Raw genomic sequence first — 21,027 nt, forward strand, 5'->3', positions numbered from 1 at the left:
ATGGACTGGACGACCCTCGCCGCCACGGCCCTGGGCGCCTTCATCGGCGTCGGCTCGACCCTCGTCGCCGACCGCGTCCGGTGGCGCCGCGACCAGGCCGACCGCACCCGCCAGGAACGCCGCCGGATCTACGTCACCGCCCTCACCACCTACCGGCTGGCCTACGAGGACATGCGCGAGGCCGCCGTGACCGGCGACGGCCGGGAGCGCGCGGCGGCCGTACGCCAGGCGTTCCGCTCCTCGGGCTGCGACGAGGCCCGCGAGAGCGCCCTGCTGTGCGCCCCGCAGGAGATGGCGGACGTCCTGGAGGCCGTGTACGCCACCCTCCGGGATCTGCAGACCGCCTTCGCCACCGGCGATCCCCCGCTCGACTCCGCCGCGATGCAGGAACGCCGGTTGAAGCACGCGGAGGCGGTGTGGGCGGCACGGGCGGCGATACGGGAGGACGTGGAGAAGGCCGAGCCGCGTTAAGGGCGCTCGGGCTTGCCCTTCCCGTACAACCAGTCCCGCCAGATGGGGGTGAAGTCCTCGTCGGGAGCCGTCCGTTCCACGTACGACGTGAAGTCGTCGGTGTCGGCGTTGCCGTGGCGGTGCTTCGCCGCCCAGCCCCGTACAAGCTCCCGGAAGTCCTCGTCCCCGACCGTCTGCCGGATCTTGTGGAGCACCATCGCGCCGCGCGAGTAGACGGGTTCGTCGGAGATGCGGTCGGCGCCGGGGGGCTCGGCGGGCGGGAAGGACCACAGGTCCTCGTGCTCGTCCTCGCCGTGGTCGTGGAGGGCGTCGAAGGTCTCCTGCGCGCTGTCGCCGCCGTGGTCCTCCCGCCACAGCCACTCCGCGTACGTGGCGAAGCCCTCGTTCAGCCACATGTCCCGCCAGCTCTCCGGGGTCACCGAGTTGCCGAACCACTGGTGGGCCAGCTCGTGCACGAGCAGCTCGGTGTCGGGGGCGCCGGGGAAGACGGGACGGTTCTGCGTCTCCAGCGCGTACTCGGCGTCCGACTCGCCCGCGACGATCGCGCCGGTGGAGGCGAACGGGTAGGGGCCGAAGGTGTCCTCGCCCCACCGCACGACCTCCGGCAGCGTCGCCAGCGCCTTCCGGGCGGCCTTCTCCTGGCCGGGGACGACGGCCGCGTACACGGGCATCTCCCGGTCCGCCGCCGTGCGCACGGTGGACCGGTGCACGGTGTAGTCGCCGATGGCGAGGGTGGCCAGATACCCGGCCATCGGTTCGCCCGTACGCCAGCGGAAGGCCGTACGGCCGCCGGTGGTGCGCCGGCCGGCGAGCTCCCCGTTGGACACCACCTCGGTGCCCTCCGGCACGGTCACCGTGACGTCGTAGGTCGCCTTGTCGGACGGGTGGTGGTTGCCGGGGAACCACGCCATCGAGCCGGTCGGCTCCCCCAGCGCGAGCGCCCCGCCCCCGGCGGTGCGCAGCCAGCCCTCCTTGGAGCCGTCGGGGTCGGTGACAGTGCGGGGGCTGCCGGAGTAGCGCACGACGGTCCGGAAGGTCTCGCCCTCGATGAGTTCGTCGCGCGGCCGCACGATCAGCTCCTGGCCGTTGCGGCTGAAGCGGGCGGGGCGCCCCTCCACCTCGACCCGCTCGACGTCCAGGCCGGTCAGGTCCAGGTCGAAGGCGGACAGGTCCTTCTTGGCGCGCGCGGTGATCTCGGCGGTGCCGGCGAGGTGCCGGGTGGCGGGGTCGTAGGAGAGGTCGAGGGCGTAGTGGCCGACGTCGTAGCCGCCGTTGCCGGCCTTGGGGAAGTACGGGTCGCGCACGCCCGGGCCGCCGGGAGTGCCGTCGACCCCGCCGCACGCGGTGAGCGCGAGGGCGAGCAGGGCGCTCAGGGCGGCGGTGGGGACGGCGCTCAGGGCGGCGCCGGGGGCGGCGGGTGCGGTACGGGACACGTCGGTGATCCTATGAGCGGGAGCCGTGACACCATGCCCAGCGTGCTCGACATCGGCTACGCCCTCTCCAACCGCTTCCCCGACCCGCCGCAGACGGACTACCGCCGCGCGGACGTGCGCGCCCTGCGCCACGACCTGTTCTGCGGTGACGTCTACCTCGCCGACACCGAGGCGGACCGGGAGCTGTCCACAGCCTGGGGATGGGTGCCGGTGCTCGACTTCGCGTGGGCGCTCTGCGACATCGTCGAGCGGCTGGACCGGGACCCGGCCGGCTCCCGCGCCTCCCGCCCGCAGCACGCCGAGCTGGACTTCACCGAGTCCACGGACCGCATGCTCTTCGAGCGCCGGTTCGGCTGGGTGGACATCGAGGCGGACTGGATGCCGGCGGAGGAGCCCCCGCTGACCTTCTCGCACGCCGACCTGCGCCGCGAGGCCCGGGACTTCCTGCACGACCTGATCGCCGACCTGGTCGACCTGCACGAGGACCTGGGCGAGAACCCGGCGATCTGGACACTCCAGGCACGGTTTCCCCGGGTGCCGTGACGGGGGCGCTCAGGCCGAGGGTGCTTCCCGGCGGAGCGCCCAGCCCTGGGACGCTCAGTCCGTAGCCGGACAGCCCGGGACCGCTCACCCCTCCACACGCAGCCCCAGCTGCGCCGCCAGCGCCGGGGCCAGGTCCAGCAGCTGCCCCGTACTGATCACCGCCCCCGACAGCCGGTCCAGGCCGCCCGCGATGTCCAGTTCGGTCGCGCCGCGCAGGTCCACGTCCGTCAGGGTCGCGCCGGTGAGGTCGGCCCCGCGCAGTACGCAGTCCACGAACTCCACCCGCTCCAGGCGGGCGCCCCCGAAGTCCGGTTCGACCAGGACACAGTCCTCGAAGACGACGTCCCGGAGCTTCGCCTTGCGCAGATTCAGATAGTCGATCTTGCCGCCCCGGACCACCACCCGCTCCAGCACGGCCCCGTGCGCCTGCGTCCCGCCCAGCCGGGCGTCCAGCACCTCGACGTCCCGCAGCGTCGCCTCCGCGAGGTCGGTGCCGACCCCGCGCGGCGTCGAGAGCACCGAGTCCAGGAGCCGGGCGTACCGCAGCCGTGTCCCGTCCAGCACACAGCCGCGCAAGCGCGCAGTCCAGGAAGCGGGCGCCCCCGCCGTCCTGCTCGGAGAGGTCCGCCTCCGCGAACTCCAGCCCGTCGTAGTCGCCGTCCGGCTCCAGCCCGCCGCCCCCGTGGGGCTCCAGCGGCGGCAGCCGCAGCTCCGGCCGCCGCGCCCCCGGCACGCCCGCGCGCCCCGGACCCCGCGCCGCGCCGGCGCCCGCACCCCTCACTCTTCCCGCCATGCCCCCATGCTGCACCCCGCCACTGACAACGCCCTTCACCCGCGGCGATCCCCGGAGTGTTCGGTGCCCGGGGGCGATGTCACATCCGGGGCGCCCGGGCCGTCGTACCGGCGAAGGAAGGCCCACGGGCGCACCGAGCGCGAGGGAGATCCCCAGCCATGCACCGCATCACCGTCGTCGGCGGCGGCTTCGCCGGACTCGCCGCGGCCATCACCGCCGCCGAGGCGGGCGCCGAGGTCACCGTGTACGAGGCCCACCACACCCTGGGCGGCCGGGCCCGGACCGCGGACGGCCCGTACCGGACGAACGAGGGACCGCACGCCCTCTACAACGGCGGCCCGCACTGGGCGTGGCTCGCCCAGCGGGACCTGATCGGCCCGCTCGCCCCCATCCCCGCCCGGGAGGGGGCCCGTTTCCGGCTCCGGTACCGGGGCGCACTGCGCCGCACCCCGCCCCTCGCCCTGCTGAAGCTGCTGCGGCCCGGTGTGCCGCAGGCGCCCGTCGACCAGGACTTCCGCACCTGGGCGACCGGCGTCGCGGGCGAGGAAGCAGCGCGTGTGGCGGCGCACTACGCGGCGGTCGCGCTGTTCCACCACGACCCCGGCGCTCTGTCCGCCGCGTTCGTGCAGGAGCGGCTGCGCCGGGCCACCCGGCTGCCTCCGGAGGCGCATTACCCGCGCGGCGGCTGGGCGAGCGTCATCGACCGGATGGCGGCGCGCGCCTGGAATCTCGGGGTGCGCGTGGAGACGCTGGCCCGGATCGACACCCTGCCGACGGACACCCCGGTCGTCGTCGCCACCTCGCTGGCCGCCGCCCGGCGGCTGCTCCGGGACGACTCCCTGACCTGGCCGAGCGGCCGGACGGCGCTGATCGACCTCGCCCTGCGCACCCGGCGCGGCGACGCCTTCATCGTCTCCGACCTGGACGCGCCGGGCTGGCTGGAGCGGTTCACCGCCCAGGACCCGTCACTCGCGCCGGCCGGCGAGCAGTTGATCCAGGGGCAGATCCCGATCGCCCCGGACGAGTCCCGCGCGGACGGCGCGGCCCGTGCCGAGCAGCTTCTCGACCTCGGTTTCCCCGGCTGGCGCGAACGGGTCACCTGGCGCCGCGACGCCCTCGCGAGCGGCCGCACCGGTGCCGTGGATCCGCCCGGCACCAGCTGGCGGGACCGGCCGGCCGTGGACCGCGGGAACGGCGTCTATCTGGCGGGCGACCAGGTGGCGGCGCCGGGCGTGCTGTCCGAGGTGTCCTTCACCAGCGCGCTCACGGCCGTGTCCCTGGCCCTCGGCCGGAAGGCGCTTGACCTCGACCAAGCTTGAGGTCGGAGCATCGTCACAACGTCCCCGTCCGCCCGGGCGGGACGCCCGACCGACCCGCACGTCAGCGAGGGGGACCCACGATGCACGCCATCCGCCTGCACACCTTCGGCCCGGCCGAGAACCTCACCTACGAGCGGGTCGACGACCCGCGCCCGGCCCCCGGCCAGGTCCGGATCGCCGTCCGGGCCGCCGGCGTCCATCTGCTCGACACGGCCCTGCGCGAGGGCTTCCAGGGCCCGTCGCCCCAGCCGCCGAGCCTGCCCACGATCCCCGGCCGCGAGGTCGCCGGAGTCGTGGAGTCGCTCGGCGAGGGCGTCGCCGGGCTCTGGCTCGGCAAGCGGGTCGTCGCCCACCTCGGCTTCGCGCCGGGCGGCTACGCCGAACTCGCCGTCACGGACGTCGAGCGGGTCCACGAGATCCCGGAGAACCTGGACTTCGCGCAGGCCGTCGCCATGATCGGCACGGGCCGTACGGCGCTGGGGATCGTCCAGTTCGCCGAGTTCGGGCCGGACGCGGTGGCCGTCGTCCCGGCCGCGGCGGGCGGCCTCGGCACCCTGCTCGTGCAGTACGCGAAGAACGCCGGGGCCGTGGTCGTCGGTCTGGCCGGCGGACCGGAGAAGACCGCGCGGGTCCGGGAGAACGGCGCCGACCTCGCCGTCGACTACACGGACCCGGGCTGGCCGGAGAAGGTGCGCGCCTTCCTCGGCGGACGGCCCGCCACCGTCGTCCTCGACGGCGTCGGCGGCGACGTGGCCCGCGCGAGCGTCGCCCTGCTCGGGCCGGGCGGCCGGCACCTGGTGTTCGGCTGGTCCGCCGAGGGCCTGCGCGGCGGCGGCCCCTTCTTCGTCGACGGGGTGTCCGAACAGGTCCTGGGCCCCGCGATGCTGCGCCGGGCCGGCGGCCCCGACCCGCTGCGGACCCTGGAGCTGCGCGCCCTCACCGAGGCCGCCGCGGGCCGCCTGGTCCCGGCCGTGCAGCGCTTCCCGCTCGCCCGGGCCGCGGACGCCCACCGCGCCCTGGAGACCCGCGCGACCACCGGAAAGGTGGTGCTGGAACCATGACCGCACCGCGGCCGCGACGGCCGTCCTCCCCAGATGCGACGCCTCCCCAACCATGGTCTTCTGGCCAGATGACAGTCACCCGAACGGGTGAAGAAGCCCGGGAAGCAGACCCCCGCCGCTGGTGGGGTCTGGTGGTCATCGCACTCGCGCAGCTCATGGTGGTCCTCGACGCGACCATCGTGAACATCGCGCTCCCCTCCGCCCAGGCGGACCTCGGCATCTCCGACGGCAACCGCCAGTGGGTCATCACGGCGTACACGCTGGCGTTCGGAGGGCTGCTGCTGCTCGGCGGGCGCATAGCCGACCTGGCGGGCCGAAAACGCACCTTCGTCATCGGCCTGATCGGCTTCGCCGCCGCCTCCGCGCTGGGCGGTGCCGCCACCTCCGCCGGGATGCTGTTCGGCGCCCGCGCCCTCCAGGGCGTCTTCGCCGCCGTCCTGGCCCCGTCCGCCCTGTCGCTGCTCACCACGACCTTCACCGACCCCAGGGAGCGCGGAAAGGCGTTCGGCATCTACGGCGCCCTGGCCGGCAGCGGCAGCGCCATCGGCTTCATCGTCGGCGGCGTCCTCACCGAGTACCTGGACTGGCGCTGGTGCCTGTACGTCAACGTGCCGATCGCCGTGATCGCCGTGATCGGCGCCTACGCCCTGCTCCACGACAGCCCCGTCCACGCGGGCGCCCGCCTCGACGTCCCCGGCGTACTGCTGGGCTGCGGCGGCCTGGTGGCCATCGTCTACGGCTTCGCGGAGGCGGAATCCCGAGGCTGGACCGACGCGCTCGTACTCTCCCTGTTCGCGGCGGGTGCGGCCCTGCTGACGGCGTTCGTCACCTGGCAGACCAGAGCCCCGGTCCCCCTGCTGCCACTGCACATCGTCAGGGACCGCAACCGGGCGGGCTGCTTCCTGACCATGGCCCTGGCGGTCATCGGCCTGTTCGGCCTGTTCCTCTTCATGACCTACTACCTGCAGGTCATCCTCGGCTACAGCCCGGTGATGACCGGGCTGGCCTTCCTGCCCCTGACGGCCGCCATCATCATCGGCTCCACGCAGATCGCCGCCCGCCTCCTGGACCATGTGGCGCCCCGCCTGCTGATGGCCCCGGGCGCCCTGCTGGCCGCGACCGGCATGGTGCTCCTGACCCAGCTCACCGTGAACTCCTCGTACGCGGCCCACGTCCTGCCCGCCCTGATCCTCATGGGACTCGGCATGGGCCTGATCTTCATGCCGGTGTTCGCCACGGCGACGGCGGGCGTGGCACCGCAGGACTCCGGCGTCACCTCGGCGACGATCAACACCTCGCAGCAGGTGGGCGGTTCGATCGGCACGGCCCTGCTCAACACGATCGCCACGACCAGCTCCGCCGCCTACATCACGGCCCACCTCACGACCCCGGCCCGCCGCGAACTGGTCACCCAGCAGGGCATCGTGCACGGCTACACGGTGGCCATCTGGTGGGCGGCCGCCATCATGCTCCTGGCCGGCGTCGTAGCGGCCCTGATGGTGACGACAAAACCCCCGAGCCACGGCACACCCCACCCGACACCGGCGGAGGAACCGGTGACCTAGAGCCGGACTGATCAGTGCCGCCCCGCCACCCGATCCGCCACCCTGGCCAGCCGGGACGACTCCGCGCTGTTCGTGTCCCGCTCCCTGCGGTCCGCAGCGCGGTACGCGGCGTACAGGCCGTGGACGCCCAGCCAGCGCAGCGGCTCCGGTTCCCACTTGCGGACCTTGTGGCCGGCCCACGGCAGTTCCGTGAGGTCGGTCCTGCCGCCCTGCCCCGAGTCCTGCTGGACGAGGTCGCGCAGGGTGCGGGCCGCCAGGTTGGCCGTGGCGACGCCGGAGCCGACATAGCCGCCCGCCCAGCCGAGGCCGGTCGAGCGGTCCAGCGTCACCGTCGCGCACCAGTCGCGCGGCACGCCCAGCACCCCCGACCAGGCGTGCTCGACCCGCACCCCGGCCAGCGACGGGAAGAAGGCGACCAGCACCTCCCGCAGCGCCTCGACGGTCTCCGGCCGGGTGCGCCCGTCGTTGTCCGTGCGCGACCCGAAGCGGTACGGCACACCCCGGCCGCCCAGCGCGATCCGCCCGTCGGCCGTGCGCTGCGCGTACATGTAGGCGTGCGCCATGTCGCCGAGCGTCTCGCGCCCCTCCCAGCCCACCGAGGCCCACTGCTCCTCGGTCAGCGGCTCGGTGGCGATCATCGAGGAGTTCATGGGCAGCCAGGTGCGCCGCTGGCCCTTCAGCCCGGCCGTGAAGCCTTCCGTGCAGCGCAGCACATAGGGCGCGCGCACGGTGCCGTACGGGGTGACGGCGTGCTTCGGCCGGATCTCGGTCACCGGTGTCAGCTCGTGGATGGTGACGCCCAGCGCCTCGACGGCCGCCGCGAGCGCCTTCACCAGCTTCACGGGGTGCACGCGCGCACCGTGCGGCGTCCACGTCGAGCCGACCGCGTCGGCCACCCGGATCCGCTCGGCCGTCTCCCGCGCGCCGTACAGCTCCCGGTCCTTCTCGCCGTACGACAGCTCGTGCTCGTGGAACGCCTTCAGCCGCGCCCACTGCGCGGGCGTGCGGGCGACCTCCAGGACGCCGCCCTGGTGGATGCCCGCGTCGAAGCCCTCCTCCCCGGCGACCCGGACGACCTCGGCGACGGTGTCGTTCATGGCCCGCTGGAGCCGTACGGCCGCCTCGTGACCGTGCAGCTTCGCGTACCGGTCGCGGCCCGCGACGCCGTTGTACAGCCAGCCGCCGTTGCGCCCGGACGCGCCGTACCCGCAGAAGCGCTGCTCCAGGACGGTGATCCGCAGGAAGGGGACCGCCTTCTTCAGGTAGTACGCCGTCCACAGCCCCGTGTAGCCGCCGCCCACGATGACCACGTCCGCCGAGGCGTCCCCGGCCAGCGGCTCACGCACCGCGGGCAGGCCGTCGTCGGCGTACCAGAAGGAGATGCCGCCGTTCACCGCACCACTGTCCGATCTGCTCATGCGAGGACGGTAATTCGAAGGAGCCGATTCCGGGAGCCCGGTAGGGTCCCCGGAATGATCGAGGTCCCCGCGGAACTCGCCGCGTCGCAGCAGGAGTACAACGGGGAGGCGGGCCGCGCCTTCGTCGCCGCCCTCCCCACGCTCACGGCCGGCTTCCTCGACCGCTGGGAGCTGACGGCCGACGGACGTCCGATGCACGGGGTCGCCGCGCTGGTCGTCCCGGTGACCCGGCGGGACGGCACCCCCGCCGCGCTGAAGCTCCAGCTCCTCGACGACGAGACCGCCGGCGAGCCGGTCGCCCTGCGCCTCTGGGACGGCGACGGCGCGGTCCGCCTCCTCGACCACGACCCCGCCACCGGCACGATGCTCCTGGAACGCCTCGACTCCACCCGCTCCCTGGCCCACCTGCCCGACGCCCACGAGTCGGTCCTCGTGATCGCCCGACTGCTGGCCCACCTCACGTCGTTCCCCGCTCCCCCGGGCCTGCGCCGCCTCGGCGACATCGCGCACCGCATGCTGGAGCGCACGCCGCGCGCACTGGAGCACATCACCGACCCCCGGGCCCGCCGCCTCCTCACCGACTGCGCCGCCGCCGTACGGGAGGTCGCCGACGAGCCCGGCGACCGCCTGCTCCACTGGGACCTGCACGAGGAGAACGTCCTCGCCTCCACCCGCGCCCCCTGGCTGGCCATCGACCCCAAACCGCTCGCCGGCGACCCCGGCTTCGAGTTGTGGCCCGCCCTGGACAACCGCTTCGACGCCGACGACGTCCTCTGGCGCTTCGACGCCCTCACCGACACCCTCGGCCTGGACCGGCCCCGCGCCCTGGCCTGGACATACGGCCGCCTGCTGCAGAACTGCCTCTGGGACATCGAGGACGGCCGCCCCCTGGACGAGCGCCACTACGAGATCGCGGAGCGGCTGCGCGGGCGGCCCGGATAGCCTCCCCCCATGATTCGCCCCGCCACCCCCGCCGACGTCCCCACCCTGCACACCCTGATCCGTGAGCTCGCCGCGTACGAGAAGGCGCCGCACGAGGCCAGGGCGACCGAGGAGCAGCTGCACGAGGCGCTCTTCGGCGAACGCCCCGCCGTGTACGCGCACATCGCGGCCGACGACGCCACCGGCGAGACCGTCGGCTGCGCGCTGTGGTTCCTGAACTTCTCCACCTGGCGCGGGGTGCACGGCATCTATCTGGAGGACCTCTACGTCCGCCCCGCCGCCCGGGGCGCCGGACACGGCAAGGCGCTGCTCACCGAGCTGGCCCGGCTGTGCGTGGAGCGCGGCTACCAGCGTCTGGAGTGGTCGGTGCTCAACTGGAACGCCCCGTCCATCGCCTTCTACGAGGCCCTGGGCGCCCGCCCGCAGGACGAGTGGACGGTGTACCGGCTGACGGACGGGGCCCTGGCCGCGCTGGGCGGCGCCGGGCGGTCCTGACTCACCGCGCCCGCACCTCGCGCGCCGAGCGGTCCACCGGGGCCTCGCACGCCGCGACCGCCGCCAGCTCCCGGGCCACGGCGCCGCCGATCGCCTCGGCGTCGCCGGTCCGCAGATGGCTGACGACGGTGAGGGTGTAGGTGTCCGCGCAGTGCACCAGGCACAGGTTCGCGGTGCCCGGTGTCGCGAGCTGCGGCAGGGGCACGACCCGGGCCAGGGCGCGCCCGTGCAGCCGGCTCGGGTGGTCCCGCCATTTGAACGCCGTGCACAGGCTGGTCGTCAGCTCGGGGCGGGCCAGGCGCCGGGCCATCACCTGGGCCAGCCAGGGCATGGCCCGCGCGGTGGCGAGCAGCGGCGGCAGGATCGCCCGGTGCGCGTCGCAGCGGTGGTCGAACGCCGCGACCTCCTCCTGGCAGGCGCGCAGCCGCGCGACCGGCGAGTCGAGGTCGACGGGGAGCGGGATGCGCAGCGCGGTGACGCCGTTGCCGAGCCGGTGCGCGTCGTGCCGGCCGCGCAGATCGACGGGGACGGTGCCGAAGAAGGGCGCGGGTCCGGCGGGCCAGGCGCTCAGCGGGCCGTAACGGGCGCGCAGGGCACCGGCGAAGCTGCTGAGCAGCAGTTCGTTGAGCGTGGCGCCCCGGCCGGCCTCGGGTTGCCGGCGCGCTGCGCGCATCACGGGCGCGTCGAGACCTACGACGGCCACCGACGGGGCGTAGTCCTCCGTGGGCGCGGCGGGCAGGGCCCGGCCCCGGGCGCCGATGATCCGCAGCTCCCGGCCCACGCCGGCGGCGCGGACCGGCCGCCGGGCGGACGCCGTACCCGGCACGGGCGGACGGGACGGGCGGGCGTCGTCCATCAGCAGCCGGAACAGCGTCTCCAGCGACCGCCCGTCGAGCAGCGCGTGGTGCGCGAGCAGGACGACGGCGCGCTCACCGCTCTCTCCGGCCCGCTCGGTCACCAGCAGCCGCCACAGCGGCCGGTCCTCGGGCAACGGCCGGCTCACGGCATCGGTCAGCAGGGTGTTCAGGTCCCGGTCGTCCATGGCGATGTGCGCGGCGGGGTCGAACGGCCGGACCGCCCAGCGGTGCCCGGAGAACGCGGCCGGGCCGGCGGGCGGCCGCAGCGTGAGGTTCATCCGCTCCAGGCCGCCCCAGCGCTCCCGGACCCGGGCCCGCAGCCACGCCAGATCGAAGGGCGGCCCGTCCGCTGGGAAGAGCCCCGCGATCCCGATGGTCCCGGGCATCCCGTTGCGCAGGTGCCCTTCCTCGATGGCCGTCAGCCTCATGCCCCGCCGCCTCCCTTCCGCGTTTCCCCCGGTCATGTCCGCCGCCGGTGCTCACAGACGGGGCGAGTCGAGGACGACACAGGCGTTGTGGCCCCCGAAGGCGAAGCTGTTGCTGAGCACCGGCCCGTCCGGGATCTTGCGCGGCTCACCGACGACGACGTCCAGCTCGCAGCGCGGGTCCAGCCGGGTCAGATGGGCCGTGGGCGGCGCGATCCCCTCGCGCACGGACAGCGCGGTGACGACGGCCTCCAGCGCCCCCGCGAGCCCCAGCCCGTGCCCGGTCACGGCCTTGGGCGCGGTCACGGGCACCCGCCGGGGCCCGAACAGGGCGCTGATGGCCCGCGCCTCGGCCAGGTCGTTCAACTCGGTGCCGGTGCCGTGCGCGTTGACATGGGTGACGGCGTCGGCGGTGGTCCCGGCGTCGGCGAGCGCCCGCTCCATACAGGCCCGCGCGCCCGCCCCGTCCGGGTGCGGCGCCGTGAGGTGGAAGGCGTCGGACGTACGGCCGTACCCGGTGAGCGTGGCGTACACGCGCGCCCCGCGCGCCCGGGCCAGGTCGAGCCGCTCCAGCACCAGGAAGGCGGCGCCCTCGGCGAGGACGAAGCCCTGCCGCGCGGCGTCGAACGGGCGTGACGCGGACTCCGGTTCGGCGCAGGAGGTGACCATCGCCCCGGCCCGGCCGAAGGCCAGCGCGGTCGTCGGTGTCAGGGGGCTGTCATGGCCTCCGGCGACGACGACGTCCGCACAGCCCGACCGGATCATCTGCAGCGCCTCGCCCACGGCGTGCGTACCGGAGGAGCAGGCGGTGGAGATGGTCAGGCTGGGCCCGGTGACGTCGACCTTGGCGGTGATCCAGTACGCGCCCGCGTTGTTCATCAGCCGGGGCGCGTAGAGCACGTCGGGCTGGCCGATGCCGTTCTCCTGGCTGGTCACCCCGCCGTACCCGGTGCCGGTGACGACCGCGCGCCGCTCGGGCGCGACATGCAGTCCGCCGGCGTCCGTCACGGCGTCCAGGGCCGCGCACACCGCGAGCTGCACCGAACGGTCCGTGCGCCGCACCTCCTTGGGCGCGAGGTACCCGGCCGGGTCGAAGCCGCGCATCGCCGACGCCGGGTGCACGACGGTGCCGTCGGCGTCGAAGGAGTGCAGCGAGACCGCCGAACGGCCATGCAGCAGGCTGTCCCACAGCTCGTCCGGGGTCGAGCCGGCCGCGCAGCGCACACCGAGGCCGGTGACGGCGACGGCGGGGCGGCCGGTCATCGGCCCACGGGGCTGTGGAGGCCGGGGGCCCCGGCGCGCAGCCGCACGATCAGGTCGGCGACATCACCCACGGTGGACACCCGGGACTTGTCCGTGCCCCGCAGGGACACCCCGAACATCTCCTCGGACGCCACCTCGAGTTCGGTGATGTCCAGGCTGTCGGCGCCGAGGTCGGCGACCAGCCGGGCGTGCGGCACCACCGCCTCCGCCGGCACCGACATCACCCGCGCGCACAGCGGGCGCAGCGCTTCCCATACGTCGCCGTGTTCCGCTTCCATCCAACTGCCTCCCTCTTGTGGTGCCGTCAGGGCACTGACGGCGTCGTCGTCCGGGCCCAGGTGCCGAACTCCGCGACGACCGCGTCGGCGAGCCGTCCCGCGTCGTCCGGGCGCAGATGGGACACGACGGTGAGCGTGACCGCGTCCCCCACCTGGGCCAGGGCGAAGCTGGCGGTGCCCGGCCGCTGCAGGGGCGGGAGCCCCACCGTGCGTACGAGACGCCGCCCGTCGAACGTGTCCGCCGCGCCGGGCCACTTGAGCGCCGTGGTGGCGGTCGCGGCGAAACAGGTGTGCCGCCCGCGGCCGGTGAGCAGCCGGGTCACCCAGGGCCCCGTGCGGCGAACCGCTTCTGCAGCGGGGAAGAGCACGCCGGCGTGGACGGCCGCCCGGTCGGGGACGGTGGCCAGCGCGGCCTGGCAGGCCCGCAGCCGTGCCACGGGGCCGTCCACGTCGACGGGCAACGGCACCCGGACGACCGTGACGGTGTTGCCGAGTTCCGCGGTGGTCGTCCGGGTGCGCAGATCGCAGGGCACCGCCGTGTACACGGGTTCGTCGCGTGCGCTCCAGTCCCGGACGGGTCCGTAGCGGGCGCGCAGCGCACCGGCGACGGCGGCCACCAGCAGTTCGTTGAGCGTCGCGCCCCGCCCGTCGGCGGGCTGCCGGCGGGCCGATCGCACGGTGTCCGCGGCCAGTTCGCGCACCGCGACCGCGGCGCGCGCCTCGCCGGGCGGCCGCAGCGGCACGGACTGCCCGACCGCCGTCATCGTCCTCAGCTCCCGGCCCGCGGCGCGCAGTCCGGTACGGGGCGGCGCGGGCCGGGCCCTGCTCCGCGCGGCGGCGGGCGTGTCCACCAGGGCCCGCATCAGCGTCGCGAGGGACCGCCCGTCCAGCAGGGTGTGCTGGGCCACCAGGGCCAGCGCGAAGTCACCGCCGTACGCCGCGCCGGGGACGATGTACAGCCGCCAGGGCGGGAGTCCGCCGGGCAGCGGCCGGTCCACGCTCGTGGCCCACAGCGCGTCCAACCCGGTCGGGGCCACGGCGACATGGGCGCCGGGATCGAACGGCCCCGGCACGGTCCACCGCGCGCCGCCCGCTCCGCCCGCCGGGAGGTCCAGTACGTGGTGCATCCGCTCCAGGCCGGACCAGCGCTCGGCGACCCGGGCGCGCACCCGGTCCGGCGCGGGCGGCTCACCGGAGAAGACGGCGGCGAGGCCGATGACGCCGGGGCAGCCGTTGACCAGCAGCATCTCGTCGGCGTAGGACAGTCGCATGCGGGGGATCTTCAGCAAGGTCGACTTGCCCAAGGGACCACTCCTCGCCGTCCGTTCCGTCGGGCCTCGTGAGCCGACGCGACCAACCATACACGTAGAGTCACACACGTTCACACAGCGTTGCCGGGGTGGCAGTCCAACGCCCGCCCCGTGACGGAGCGGGCGTGAACCGTGCGCTTCCTGCGGCTACTTGAGGGCGGCGCTGTTGCAGCCCATGTCCGAGCCGAGGTGGCTGGGCTGGGCGCCCGGGGAGCCCTCGCCGTTGAGGGCGTTGGCCAGCGCGCCGTTGAGGGCGCCGAGGTTGCCGAGGACGTCGATGTTCATGTCGTGCGAGCGGCACTCGATGCCCTGCGTGATGTCCACGTCGTGGGCACGGGCCTCACCGTGGGCGAGGGCGGTGCCGGCGCCGAACGAACCGACGCTGCCGAGGACGGCGCCCACGAGGGCCACCTTGTGGAGCTTGCGCATGTTCTCTCCGTTGGTCTTGCGATTGAGGGGGTGTGCGGCGGATCGGTGCGGTGATCAGCCGAGGCGGGGCAGACCCAGCTGGCCCACCGGGGGCGCCGCGACCTGGCCCAGGCCGAGGCCCGGCACCTGCGGCGCGCTCGCCGGCGAGATCAGCGGGTTGATCAGCGGGTTCACCTCAGGGTTGACCTGCGGGTTCACCTGCGGGGCGACCCGCGGCGCCGGCTCCGGGCTGAAGACCTGCGGAGCGGAGACGTGCGGGGCGACCTGCGGCATGACCTGGGGCGCGGCCTGCGGCGTGACCTGCGGCACGACCTGGGGCGCCGCCTGCTGCGGGGCGGCCTGCGGAGCGGCCTGCGGCGTCGAGGCCTGTGCGAAGCCGCCCGAGGTGGCGGCGGCGCTGGCGTACCCGGTGGGCGCCTGCGGGGCGGCCACCGGAGCGGGCGCCGGAGCGGGGGCCGGGGCCGCGTACTGCGGGGCCGGCTGCGGATGGCTGACGGCCGCCGCGCCCTCCGAGCGGGACGTCGCCGCCGCGGCCACCGGCGCGCTCTGCTGCGGAGCGGCCTGGTACTGCGGGGCGGGAGCCGGCGCGTACTGGGGCGCCTGGTACTGGGGAGCGGGCGCCGGGGCGGCGTACTGCTGCGGCGCCTGGTACTGCGGAGCGGGAGCCGCGTACTGCGGCGGCGGCGCCTGGTACTGGGGGGCGGGAGCCGGTGCCGGGGCCGCGTACTGCGGCGCCGGGTAGCCGGGAGCGGGAGCCGGGGCGGCACCGCTGTACCCGACGGGCTGGTCGGCGGCCTCGCTCACGCCGGCACCGATGGCGGTGAGACCGCCTGCCGCCGCTACGACGAGCGCGGCCTTGTGAAGCTTGCGCATGGAAACCCTCGGCCCTTCATTACCTGTGCAGGGAAATCCGTATTAATTCGTGGGGATGTCGCGTGCGCTCAGTCTGATATTCGTACTGCGCCCTTACAGGGGTAATGCCTGAGCTGTCATGTGGACTTCACGCCTTCCTGCTGGGGAACGAAACGGGGGCCGCCAGGTCACGGCGCTCAGAATTCCGTCACTCAAATGCCGCCGGTCGGATAAAAGCATTCCGCGCCAAACGGGTGAGCGTGCATTCCGGGACGTGACCGCGTGCGCCGCCGGGTCGTTCCCCGCATGGGTCGGAGCAATTCCCGTACGTCCATGCAAGGTCAATGAAGGGCCGAGTTCCATGCGCAAGCTTCACCAGGTCGCACTCGTCGTGGCAGCAGCCAGTGGTCTGTCGGCGATCGGCGCGGCCCCCAGCCTCGCCGGGGAGACCCCCGTCGGGTACGGCGGTGGCGTTCCGGCGGCGCCGCAGCAGGACGCCCAGGCCAGCTCGTGGACCGGCTCCCAGGCCAGCGCGCAGTCCTCCAACGTGCCGTCGGCGCAGCGTCAGGCGCCCGCCCCGGCCGCGGCCCCGCAGCGCGGCGCGGAGGTCAGCCCGCAGGTCAGCCCCCAACTGAGCCCGAAGATCAGCCCGCAGGTCAACCCGCAGCCGGCCGCCGCCCCGTCGGGCCCGGTCCAGCAGGCCAACCTCTTCCGCCCGTACCAGGAGTGCAGCCCGCAGAGCCTGCTCAACGCGGCCGTCCCGGTCGCCGTGCTGGCCGCCGCCGAGACCCGCGGCATCGACTGCGACCAGGCCAACAGCCAGGCCAACTCCCTCGCCACCGCGCACGCCACGCGCTGACGACTTTCCGGGTGCTTCCGGAGCGACATCGATCAAGTCGGCGTGCCGCTCCGGACATATCGGATAGTTCCTATTAATCTCCGGTAACTGTACGAAGTCGATCTCTCACGGATCGCACCCCACCTCACTCCACCGGAGATGACATGCACAAGCTTCGCAAGGCCGCCGTCGTGGTCGCCGCCCTCGGCACCGTCGGGTTCCTGGGCGCCGGCACGGCCACCGCGCACGGCGACGAGGGCCACGGCAAGAGCGGCGGCGACAAGTACAGCGTCCTGCAGAGCTCCAACTGCAAGTCGCACGACCTGAACCTGGACGTCCTCGGCGAGGTCGGCATCCTCAACGGCCTGCTGGGCAGCGCGCTCAACGGCGAGGGCAGCCCCGGCGCGCAGGACACCCACCTCGGCTCGACGATGGGCTGCAGCAACAGCGCCTTCTGAGCCACCCCGGGCCGCATCGTCGGCCCGAGCGGGATCAAGTCCCGGCGCCGGACCGCGAGTCCGACGCCGGGACTCCTTTTTGCCCGCAATTCACCGGAGAACCATTCGAATTCATACGCCATCGGCCAACATGGTGAGAGTCTCCCGAATTCGGGCGCGCCGCCCAGGGCCCAGAAATACTTCCTATTAGCCTCCGTGACTGTACGCACGCGGTCCATTACGGACCGCAATCCCCCTCCACTCCACCGGAGATGAACATGCACAAGCTCCACAAGGCCGCCGTCGTGGTCGCCGCGCTCGGCACCGTCGGACTCCTGGGCGCCGGCACCGCCACGGCCGACCAGGGCGGCTGGGGCCAGAAGGGCAGCAGCGTCAGCGTCCTGCAGAGCAGCAACTGCCGTTCGCACGACGCCAACGTCGACATCCTGGGCCAGGTCGGCATCGCCAACGGCCTGGGCGGCAACCTGCTGAACGGCGAGGGCAACCCGGGCGCGCAGGAGACCCACCTCGGCTCCTCCATGGGCTGCAACAACAGCGCCTTCGGCAAGTGAGGTAAGGGAGTTCTCTCCCACAGCACAGCATGAAGAAGCCGGACCCGGAGCAATCCGGGTCCGGCTTCTTCATGCCCCCGAAAGGGACCGGCCGAAAGGGGCCGGCGCGGCGGGTGTCAGAAGTCGAACTTGGGGAGCTTGAACCCCTTGGGCAGCTCCGCCTCGTTGTTGCACTCGACGACGGGACCCGACTCCACAGAGCCTTCGCGTCCCACCCGGCCGTCGGCCGTGATCACACGGGGCCGCTCGGTCGTCGAGCAGTCCTGCTTCTGCTGGAGCACATAGCCGTTGCGCTTGTCCTTGTGGACGACCTCGCTCTTCTTCACACAGACGATGTCGCCCTGCGAGGTGATGGTGCAGACCCCCTTGGAGTCGTCCGCGAACGCGGGTGCGGCGCTGCCGTAGAGGACGGCGAGCGCTCCGATGAGCCCCGATACGGTTGCGATCTTCTGTCGACCGTTCATGTGCTGCGTTCCTCTTGTCCTGGTGTTGGTCGAGTGTCGAAAAACCCGTCGCCGGGCGCCTGTTCGGGAACGTCCGGCGACGGCACCGCCGCAGCCCGGCCGCGCACCCCGAAGGGGTCTGCCGCGCGGCCGGGCTGCGAATTCTGAGGTTTCACCGGCACACCGCGTGCGGCGTACCGGGGGAATCCGATGCGAGGCCCTGAATCTCGTGCACCGGTTCCCGCGGGGAGATGCTTACTTCGCGGCGTACTCGCCGTAGCCGTACTCCGGGGCGGCGGCCTCGGGAGCGGCCTCCGGCGCGGCCTCGGGGGCGGCGGCCTGCTCGGCGGCCGGGGCGGCCTCCGGAGCGGCCTCCGGAGCAGCGACGGGAGCGGCCTCCGGGGCGACCGGCTGAGCGGCCTCGGGGGCGGCCACCGGGGCGGCCTCAGGGGCGGCGGCCACCGGAGCGGCCTCCGGGGCGGCCTTCTCGGCCGCCGGCGTGGCCGTCGTGGCGACGGCGTTGGCCGAGGAGTTCGCCACCGCGGTCACGAACTGCCCCTCCCACTCGTTCTCGTCGGCGAACGCGGTACCGGCACCGATACCGAAGGCGGACAGCCCCGCAACAGCCGCGGCTACCACCGCGACGCGCTGAAACCTGCGCATGGATTGACCCTTTCTTCCCGGGCACGAGGCCCTGGTTGACTACTTAATGTGAGCATATACAGTCAATCCGTAGCAATTTGGGATCTTTCGTCGCGGCCTGAGGCGTGTCGGGTCCGTTTCCTTCCAACGAAAACGACGCCACCCCGGGTCCGGGTCACGGCCCGGAAGCAACCCTCACCCGTTCGCCGAATTACCGGTCCGGGCGCGCGCGCGAAAAAAAGCGACGGCCGGATCAGGTCTCCCTGATTCCGGCCGTCCGCTGCTTTCTTCGTGCTTTTTTCGTACCGCGGTCGCCCGCTCAGCCCAGGAGGCGGGCGATGAGCGGACTCACCTCGTTCTGCTCGCCGCTGTCGGCGGGGACCGCGGGCGCCGGCTCGTTCATGTCGGCGCAGGTGATCTGGGGGCCGATCCGGGTCTGCCCGTTGGACAGGACGCCGGGGGCGGGCAGGGTGAGGGGCTTCGACGGCTGGCAGTTCACGCTGCGCCGCAGGACGAAGTCGTCGCCCTCGGGCGTCTGCCCGGTGACCGTCTGCGTGCAGATGATGTTGCCCTGCGCGTCGAGGGCGCAGGCCGGGGCCGCGGCCTGGGCCGGTCCGGCACCGATGCCGGCCAGGGCGAGGCCGCCGAGCAGCCCCGAGACAGCCACGATCCTCTTGCCGTTGAACATGTGTTGCGTCTCCTTGGTGAGGGTGGGCCCGGACACGCCTTCCCGGTGGCCGCGCAGGAACGGGCCCCCTCGGGGGTGACTCCGAAGGGGCCCGTGGAAGGCATCGCGCACGACCACGCCGCCGGTCGTCAGCGGGTGAAGGCGTTGTTGAACTGTCCGCAGGTGGTGTCGAAGGTCTCGGAGAGGCCGAGCACGGCGACCGGGACGTCGGTGGCGGCCACGGTCTGCGGGCTGCACTCCTGGTACGGGCGGTACATGTCCGTCACGGACGGGGTGGCGTCGTGGGCGACGCTCGTGCCCGCGCCGATCGCGGTGAGCCCGCCGGCGGCGGCAGCGGCGATCATGACCTTGTGAAGCTTGCGCATGGAACCCTCGGATTTCATTACATACATGAGGCTGATTGCCCACTGTGACTGCATGAACACTAGCAGTAGCGATCCTATTCCATGACGGCGCATGTCCCGTGTCCGTGACGGGACATGGGGGTGTGAAAGGGGACGGGAAAAGACGTGCGGGGCGGTCTCTTTCGAGTCACCGCCCCGCAGTTGCGAAGAGCCCCCTGTCGGATTCGAACCGACGACCTGCTGTTTACAAGACAGCCGCTCTGGACCAGCTGAGCTAAGGAGGCGTGCGCGCGCTTCACGCACGCGCCCGTGCAGTGTACCCACCCCGCGGGCGGGCTCCGCCGAGAATTCCCGTGAAGTTCACATGCTCCTGGTACTGACAGACCATACGAACGCCAGGTAGCGTCCAGTGCCAGTCCGCACATGTGGACTACACCAACCACCTTCCTACAACGGATCGTCCGGCACGTTCCTGCCGGTAGAAGGGGGCCCATCACCATGGCCACTGTCTCGTTCGACAAGGCGACCCGGATCTACCCGGGTTCCGACAAGCCCGCCGTCGACGCACTCGACATCGAGATCGCGGACGGCGAGTTCCTCGTCCTGGTCGGTCCGTCCGGCTGCGGCAAGTCCACCTCGCTCCGGATGCTCGCGGGGCTCGAGGACGTGAACGGCGGAGCGATCCGCATCGGTGACCGCGACGTCACGCACCTGCCGCCGAAGGACCGGGACATCGCCATGGTGTTCCAGAACTACGCGCTGTACCCGCACATGACGGTCGCCGACAACATGGGCTTCGCGCTCAAGATCGCCGGTGTCCCGAAGGCGGAGATCCGCCAGAAGGTCGAGGACGCCGCGAAGATCCTCGACCTCACCGAGTACCTGGGCCGCAAGCCCAAGGCGCTCTCCGGCGGTCAGCGCCAGCGTGTGGCGATGGGCCGCGCCATCGTGCGTGAGCCCCAGGTCTTCCTCATGGACGAGCCGCTGTCCAACCTGGACGCCAAGCTCCGTGTCTCCACCCGTACGCAGATCGCGTCGCTCCAGCGCCGTCTCGGCATCACGACCGTCTACGTCACCCACGACCAGGTCGAGGCCATGACGATGGGCGACCGTGTGGCGGTCCTCAAGGACGGTCTGCTCCAGCAGGTCGACACCCCGCGCAACATGTACGACCGTCCGGCCAACCTCTTCGTCGCCGGCTTCATCGGCTCCCCGGCCATGAACCTGGTCGAGGTCCCGATCGCCGACGGCGGCGTGAAGTTCGGCAACTCGGTCGTCCCGGTCGACCGTGACGCGCTCTCCGCGACCACCGACAAGACGGTCACCGTCGGTGTCCGCCCCGAGCACTTCGACGTGGCCGGCCCCGACTCCGACCAGGGTCTCGCCGTCACGGTGAACGTGGTCGAGGAGCTCGGCGCCGACGCCTACGTCTACGGCACCGCCAAGGTCGGCGGCGACGACTCCAAGGACCTCGTGGTCCGCGTCAGCGGCCGCGACGTCCCGGAGAAGGGCAGCACGCTGCACATCGTCCCGCGCTCCGGTGAGACCCACGTCTTCTCGACGTCGACGGGCGAGCGCCTGTCCGACTGAGCCGGTGCCTCGCCCGCCG

At 73.1% G+C, this 21,027-nt stretch carries 23 protein-coding genes, 1 tRNA gene and 1 pseudogene; 11 read left to right on the forward strand and 14 right to left on the reverse strand.

The annotated features are described in order from the left end of the window. Positions 1-471: a hypothetical protein gene (locus KBY32_RS20955; RefSeq protein ID WP_210981163.1), complete on the forward strand. Its 471-nt coding sequence runs from the start codon at positions 1-3 to the stop codon at positions 469-471. Here the strand turns inward: KBY32_RS20955 and KBY32_RS20960 are convergent. Then, complete coding sequence (locus KBY32_RS20960) at positions 468-1,904, reverse strand: M1 family metallopeptidase (protein WP_210981164.1); 1,437 nt, start codon at positions 1,902-1,904, stop codon at positions 468-470. The two genes, KBY32_RS20955 and KBY32_RS20960, sit on opposite strands and share 4 nt — an antisense overlap. A gap of 42 nt (positions 1,905-1,946) precedes the next feature. Between KBY32_RS20960 and KBY32_RS20965 the strand changes: the two genes are divergently transcribed. Continuing rightward, positions 1,947-2,447 (forward strand): hypothetical protein, encoded by a 501-nt coding sequence (locus KBY32_RS20965; protein ID WP_055625147.1) that lies wholly within the window; start codon positions 1,947-1,949, stop codon positions 2,445-2,447. Positions 2,448-2,531: 84 nt separating this feature from the next. On the opposite strand, the pseudogene KBY32_RS20970 reads toward KBY32_RS20965, so the two are convergent. Next, a pseudogene (locus tag KBY32_RS20970) lies at positions 2,532-3,240 on the reverse strand (pentapeptide repeat-containing protein). A gap of 158 nt (positions 3,241-3,398) precedes the next feature. Here KBY32_RS20970 and KBY32_RS20975 point away from each other — a divergent pair. From KBY32_RS20975 to KBY32_RS20985, 3 genes are all read left to right on the forward strand, one after another. Next, positions 3,399-4,559, forward strand: coding sequence for an NAD(P)-binding protein (locus KBY32_RS20975; RefSeq protein WP_210981165.1), 1,161 nt, complete (start codon positions 3,399-3,401; stop codon positions 4,557-4,559). An 80-nt stretch (positions 4,560-4,639) separates the two neighbouring features. Further along, positions 4,640-5,620 carry a zinc-binding dehydrogenase gene (locus KBY32_RS20980; RefSeq protein WP_210981166.1) on the forward strand — a complete coding sequence of 327 codons (981 nt, stop codon included), beginning with the start codon at positions 4,640-4,642 and terminating at the stop codon, positions 5,618-5,620. Between the two features lie 68 nt (positions 5,621-5,688). Further along, positions 5,689-7,185: an MFS transporter gene (locus KBY32_RS20985; protein ID WP_210981167.1), complete on the forward strand. Its 1,497-nt coding sequence runs from the start codon at positions 5,689-5,691 to the stop codon at positions 7,183-7,185. Between the two features lie 11 nt (positions 7,186-7,196). On the opposite strand, the gene KBY32_RS20990 is transcribed toward KBY32_RS20985, so the two are convergent. Further along, the gene (locus tag KBY32_RS20990; RefSeq protein ID WP_210981168.1) at positions 7,197-8,603 is read right to left on the reverse strand and encodes an FAD-binding oxidoreductase; all 1,407 of its coding nucleotides are present in this window, start codon (positions 8,601-8,603) and stop codon (positions 7,197-7,199) included. 54 nt (positions 8,604-8,657) lie between these two features. Between KBY32_RS20990 and KBY32_RS20995 the strand changes: the two genes are divergently transcribed. After that, the gene (locus KBY32_RS20995; protein ID WP_210981169.1) at positions 8,658-9,545 is read left to right on the forward strand and encodes an aminoglycoside phosphotransferase family protein; all 888 of its coding nucleotides are present in this window, start codon (positions 8,658-8,660) and stop codon (positions 9,543-9,545) included. Between the two features lie 9 nt (positions 9,546-9,554). Further along, on the forward strand, positions 9,555-10,040 hold the full coding sequence (locus KBY32_RS21000) for a GNAT family N-acetyltransferase (RefSeq protein ID WP_210981170.1): 486 nt from the start codon (positions 9,555-9,557) through the stop codon (positions 10,038-10,040). Position 10,041: 1 nt separating this feature from the next. Here the strand turns inward: KBY32_RS21000 and KBY32_RS21005 are convergent, their stop codons facing one another. The 6 genes from KBY32_RS21005 to KBY32_RS21030 all read right to left on the reverse strand — a co-directional run bounded on the left by KBY32_RS21005 (position 10,042) and on the right by KBY32_RS21030 (position 15,475). Continuing rightward, positions 10,042-11,325: a wax ester/triacylglycerol synthase domain-containing protein gene (locus tag KBY32_RS21005; protein ID WP_210981171.1), complete on the reverse strand. Its 1,284-nt coding sequence runs from the start codon at positions 11,323-11,325 to the stop codon at positions 10,042-10,044. Positions 11,326-11,376: 51 nt separating this feature from the next. Beyond that, positions 11,377-12,585, reverse strand: coding sequence for a beta-ketoacyl synthase (locus tag KBY32_RS21010; RefSeq protein WP_210981172.1), 1,209 nt, complete (start codon positions 12,583-12,585; stop codon positions 11,377-11,379). Next, complete coding sequence (locus KBY32_RS21015) at positions 12,582-12,863, reverse strand: acyl carrier protein (RefSeq protein ID WP_055625138.1); 282 nt, start codon at positions 12,861-12,863, stop codon at positions 12,582-12,584. The genes KBY32_RS21010 and KBY32_RS21015 overlap by 4 nt, the downstream gene beginning before the upstream one ends. Before the next feature lie 26 nt (positions 12,864-12,889). Further along, positions 12,890-14,167, reverse strand: coding sequence for a wax ester/triacylglycerol synthase domain-containing protein (locus KBY32_RS21020; protein WP_247689754.1), 1,278 nt, complete (start codon positions 14,165-14,167; stop codon positions 12,890-12,892). 153 nt (positions 14,168-14,320) lie between these two features. Beyond that, a complete protein-coding gene (locus tag KBY32_RS21025) occupies positions 14,321-14,602 on the reverse strand; it encodes a hypothetical protein (RefSeq protein WP_055625140.1) in 282 nt (93 codons plus the stop codon). Between the two features lie 54 nt (positions 14,603-14,656). Further along, a complete protein-coding gene (locus KBY32_RS21030) occupies positions 14,657-15,475 on the reverse strand; it encodes a hypothetical protein (protein ID WP_210981173.1) in 819 nt (272 codons plus the stop codon). 340 nt (positions 15,476-15,815) lie between these two features. On the opposite strand from KBY32_RS21030, the gene KBY32_RS21035 reads away from it, so the two are divergent. The 3 genes from KBY32_RS21035 (at position 15,816) to KBY32_RS21045 (ending at position 17,301) form a co-directional block, all read left to right on the forward strand. Then, positions 15,816-16,313 (forward strand): hypothetical protein, encoded by a 498-nt coding sequence (locus tag KBY32_RS21035; protein ID WP_055625142.1) that lies wholly within the window; start codon positions 15,816-15,818, stop codon positions 16,311-16,313. Positions 16,314-16,456: 143 nt separating this feature from the next. Continuing rightward, entirely contained in the window at positions 16,457-16,750 is a 294-nt protein-coding gene (locus tag KBY32_RS21040; RefSeq protein ID WP_055625143.1) for a hypothetical protein, read from the forward strand. Between the two features lie 257 nt (positions 16,751-17,007). Then, a complete protein-coding gene (locus KBY32_RS21045; RefSeq protein WP_055625148.1) occupies positions 17,008-17,301 on the forward strand; it encodes a hypothetical protein in 294 nt (97 codons plus the stop codon). 116 nt (positions 17,302-17,417) lie between these two features. Here the strand turns inward: KBY32_RS21045 and KBY32_RS21050 are convergent, their stop codons facing one another. The 5 genes from KBY32_RS21050 to KBY32_RS21070 all read right to left on the reverse strand — a co-directional run bounded on the left by KBY32_RS21050 (position 17,418) and on the right by KBY32_RS21070 (position 19,702). Continuing rightward, positions 17,418-17,765 (reverse strand): hypothetical protein, encoded by a 348-nt coding sequence (locus tag KBY32_RS21050; protein ID WP_063885516.1) that lies wholly within the window; start codon positions 17,763-17,765, stop codon positions 17,418-17,420. 234 nt (positions 17,766-17,999) lie between these two features. Beyond that, positions 18,000-18,407 (reverse strand): hypothetical protein, encoded by a 408-nt coding sequence (locus tag KBY32_RS21055; protein ID WP_181890452.1) that lies wholly within the window; start codon positions 18,405-18,407, stop codon positions 18,000-18,002. Between the two features lie 298 nt (positions 18,408-18,705). Next, a complete protein-coding gene (locus KBY32_RS21060) occupies positions 18,706-19,074 on the reverse strand; it encodes a hypothetical protein (RefSeq protein ID WP_055625316.1) in 369 nt (122 codons plus the stop codon). Positions 19,075-19,202: 128 nt separating this feature from the next. Further along, positions 19,203-19,439, reverse strand: a complete 237-nt coding sequence (locus tag KBY32_RS21065) for a hypothetical protein (protein WP_055625317.1) — start codon at positions 19,437-19,439, stop codon at positions 19,203-19,205. A gap of 188 nt (positions 19,440-19,627) precedes the next feature. After that, positions 19,628-19,702 (reverse strand) — tRNA-Thr (locus tag KBY32_RS21070). Positions 19,703-19,916: 214 nt separating this feature from the next. On the opposite strand from KBY32_RS21070, the gene KBY32_RS21075 reads away from it, so the two are divergent. Continuing rightward, positions 19,917-21,008 (forward strand): ABC transporter ATP-binding protein, encoded by a 1,092-nt coding sequence (locus KBY32_RS21075; protein WP_055625318.1) that lies wholly within the window; start codon positions 19,917-19,919, stop codon positions 21,006-21,008. Positions 21,009-21,027: the final 19 nt, after the last annotated feature.

It is taken from the genome of Streptomyces sp. RK62 (assembly GCF_018070255.1).
In the GTDB taxonomy this organism is placed as follows: domain Bacteria; phylum Actinomycetota; class Actinomycetes; order Streptomycetales; family Streptomycetaceae; genus Streptomyces; species Streptomyces nigra.

What these genes read in the sequence shown, in the direction of transcription:
- KBY32_RS20955 (WP_210981163.1), top strand. Translation starts at nt 1, where the DNA reads ATGGACTGGACGACCCTCGCCGCCACGGCCCTGGGCGCCTTCATCGGC.
- KBY32_RS20975 (WP_210981165.1), top strand. Translation starts at nt 3,399, where the DNA reads ATGCACCGCATCACCGTCGTCGGCGGCGGCTTCGCCGGACTCGCCGCG.
- KBY32_RS20980 (WP_210981166.1), top strand. Translation starts at nt 4,640, where the DNA reads ATGCACGCCATCCGCCTGCACACCTTCGGCCCGGCCGAGAACCTCACC.
- KBY32_RS20985 (WP_210981167.1), top strand. Translation starts at nt 5,689, where the DNA reads ATGACAGTCACCCGAACGGGTGAAGAAGCCCGGGAAGCAGACCCCCGC.
- KBY32_RS20990 (WP_210981168.1), bottom strand. Translation starts at nt 8,603, where the DNA reads ATGAGCAGATCGGACAGTGGTGCGGTGAACGGCGGCATCTCCTTCTGG.
- KBY32_RS20995 (WP_210981169.1), top strand. Translation starts at nt 8,658, where the DNA reads ATGATCGAGGTCCCCGCGGAACTCGCCGCGTCGCAGCAGGAGTACAAC.
- KBY32_RS21000 (WP_210981170.1), top strand. Translation starts at nt 9,555, where the DNA reads ATGATTCGCCCCGCCACCCCCGCCGACGTCCCCACCCTGCACACCCTG.
- KBY32_RS21005 (WP_210981171.1), bottom strand. Translation starts at nt 11,325, where the DNA reads ATGAGGCTGACGGCCATCGAGGAAGGGCACCTGCGCAACGGGATGCCC.
- KBY32_RS21010 (WP_210981172.1), bottom strand. Translation starts at nt 12,585, where the DNA reads ATGACCGGCCGCCCCGCCGTCGCCGTCACCGGCCTCGGTGTGCGCTGC.
- KBY32_RS21015 (WP_055625138.1), bottom strand. Translation starts at nt 12,863, where the DNA reads ATGGAAGCGGAACACGGCGACGTATGGGAAGCGCTGCGCCCGCTGTGC.
- KBY32_RS21025 (WP_055625140.1), bottom strand. Translation starts at nt 14,602, where the DNA reads ATGCGCAAGCTCCACAAGGTGGCCCTCGTGGGCGCCGTCCTCGGCAGC.
- KBY32_RS21030 (WP_210981173.1), bottom strand. Translation starts at nt 15,475, where the DNA reads ATGCGCAAGCTTCACAAGGCCGCGCTCGTCGTAGCGGCGGCAGGCGGT.
- KBY32_RS21035 (WP_055625142.1), top strand. Translation starts at nt 15,816, where the DNA reads ATGCGCAAGCTTCACCAGGTCGCACTCGTCGTGGCAGCAGCCAGTGGT.
- KBY32_RS21040 (WP_055625143.1), top strand. Translation starts at nt 16,457, where the DNA reads ATGCACAAGCTTCGCAAGGCCGCCGTCGTGGTCGCCGCCCTCGGCACC.
- KBY32_RS21045 (WP_055625148.1), top strand. Translation starts at nt 17,008, where the DNA reads ATGCACAAGCTCCACAAGGCCGCCGTCGTGGTCGCCGCGCTCGGCACC.
- KBY32_RS21050 (WP_063885516.1), bottom strand. Translation starts at nt 17,765, where the DNA reads ATGAACGGTCGACAGAAGATCGCAACCGTATCGGGGCTCATCGGAGCG.
- KBY32_RS21055 (WP_181890452.1), bottom strand. Translation starts at nt 18,407, where the DNA reads ATGCGCAGGTTTCAGCGCGTCGCGGTGGTAGCCGCGGCTGTTGCGGGG.
- KBY32_RS21060 (WP_055625316.1), bottom strand. Translation starts at nt 19,074, where the DNA reads ATGTTCAACGGCAAGAGGATCGTGGCTGTCTCGGGGCTGCTCGGCGGC.
- KBY32_RS21065 (WP_055625317.1), bottom strand. Translation starts at nt 19,439, where the DNA reads ATGCGCAAGCTTCACAAGGTCATGATCGCCGCTGCCGCCGCCGGCGGG.
- KBY32_RS21075 (WP_055625318.1), top strand. Translation starts at nt 19,917, where the DNA reads ATGGCCACTGTCTCGTTCGACAAGGCGACCCGGATCTACCCGGGTTCC.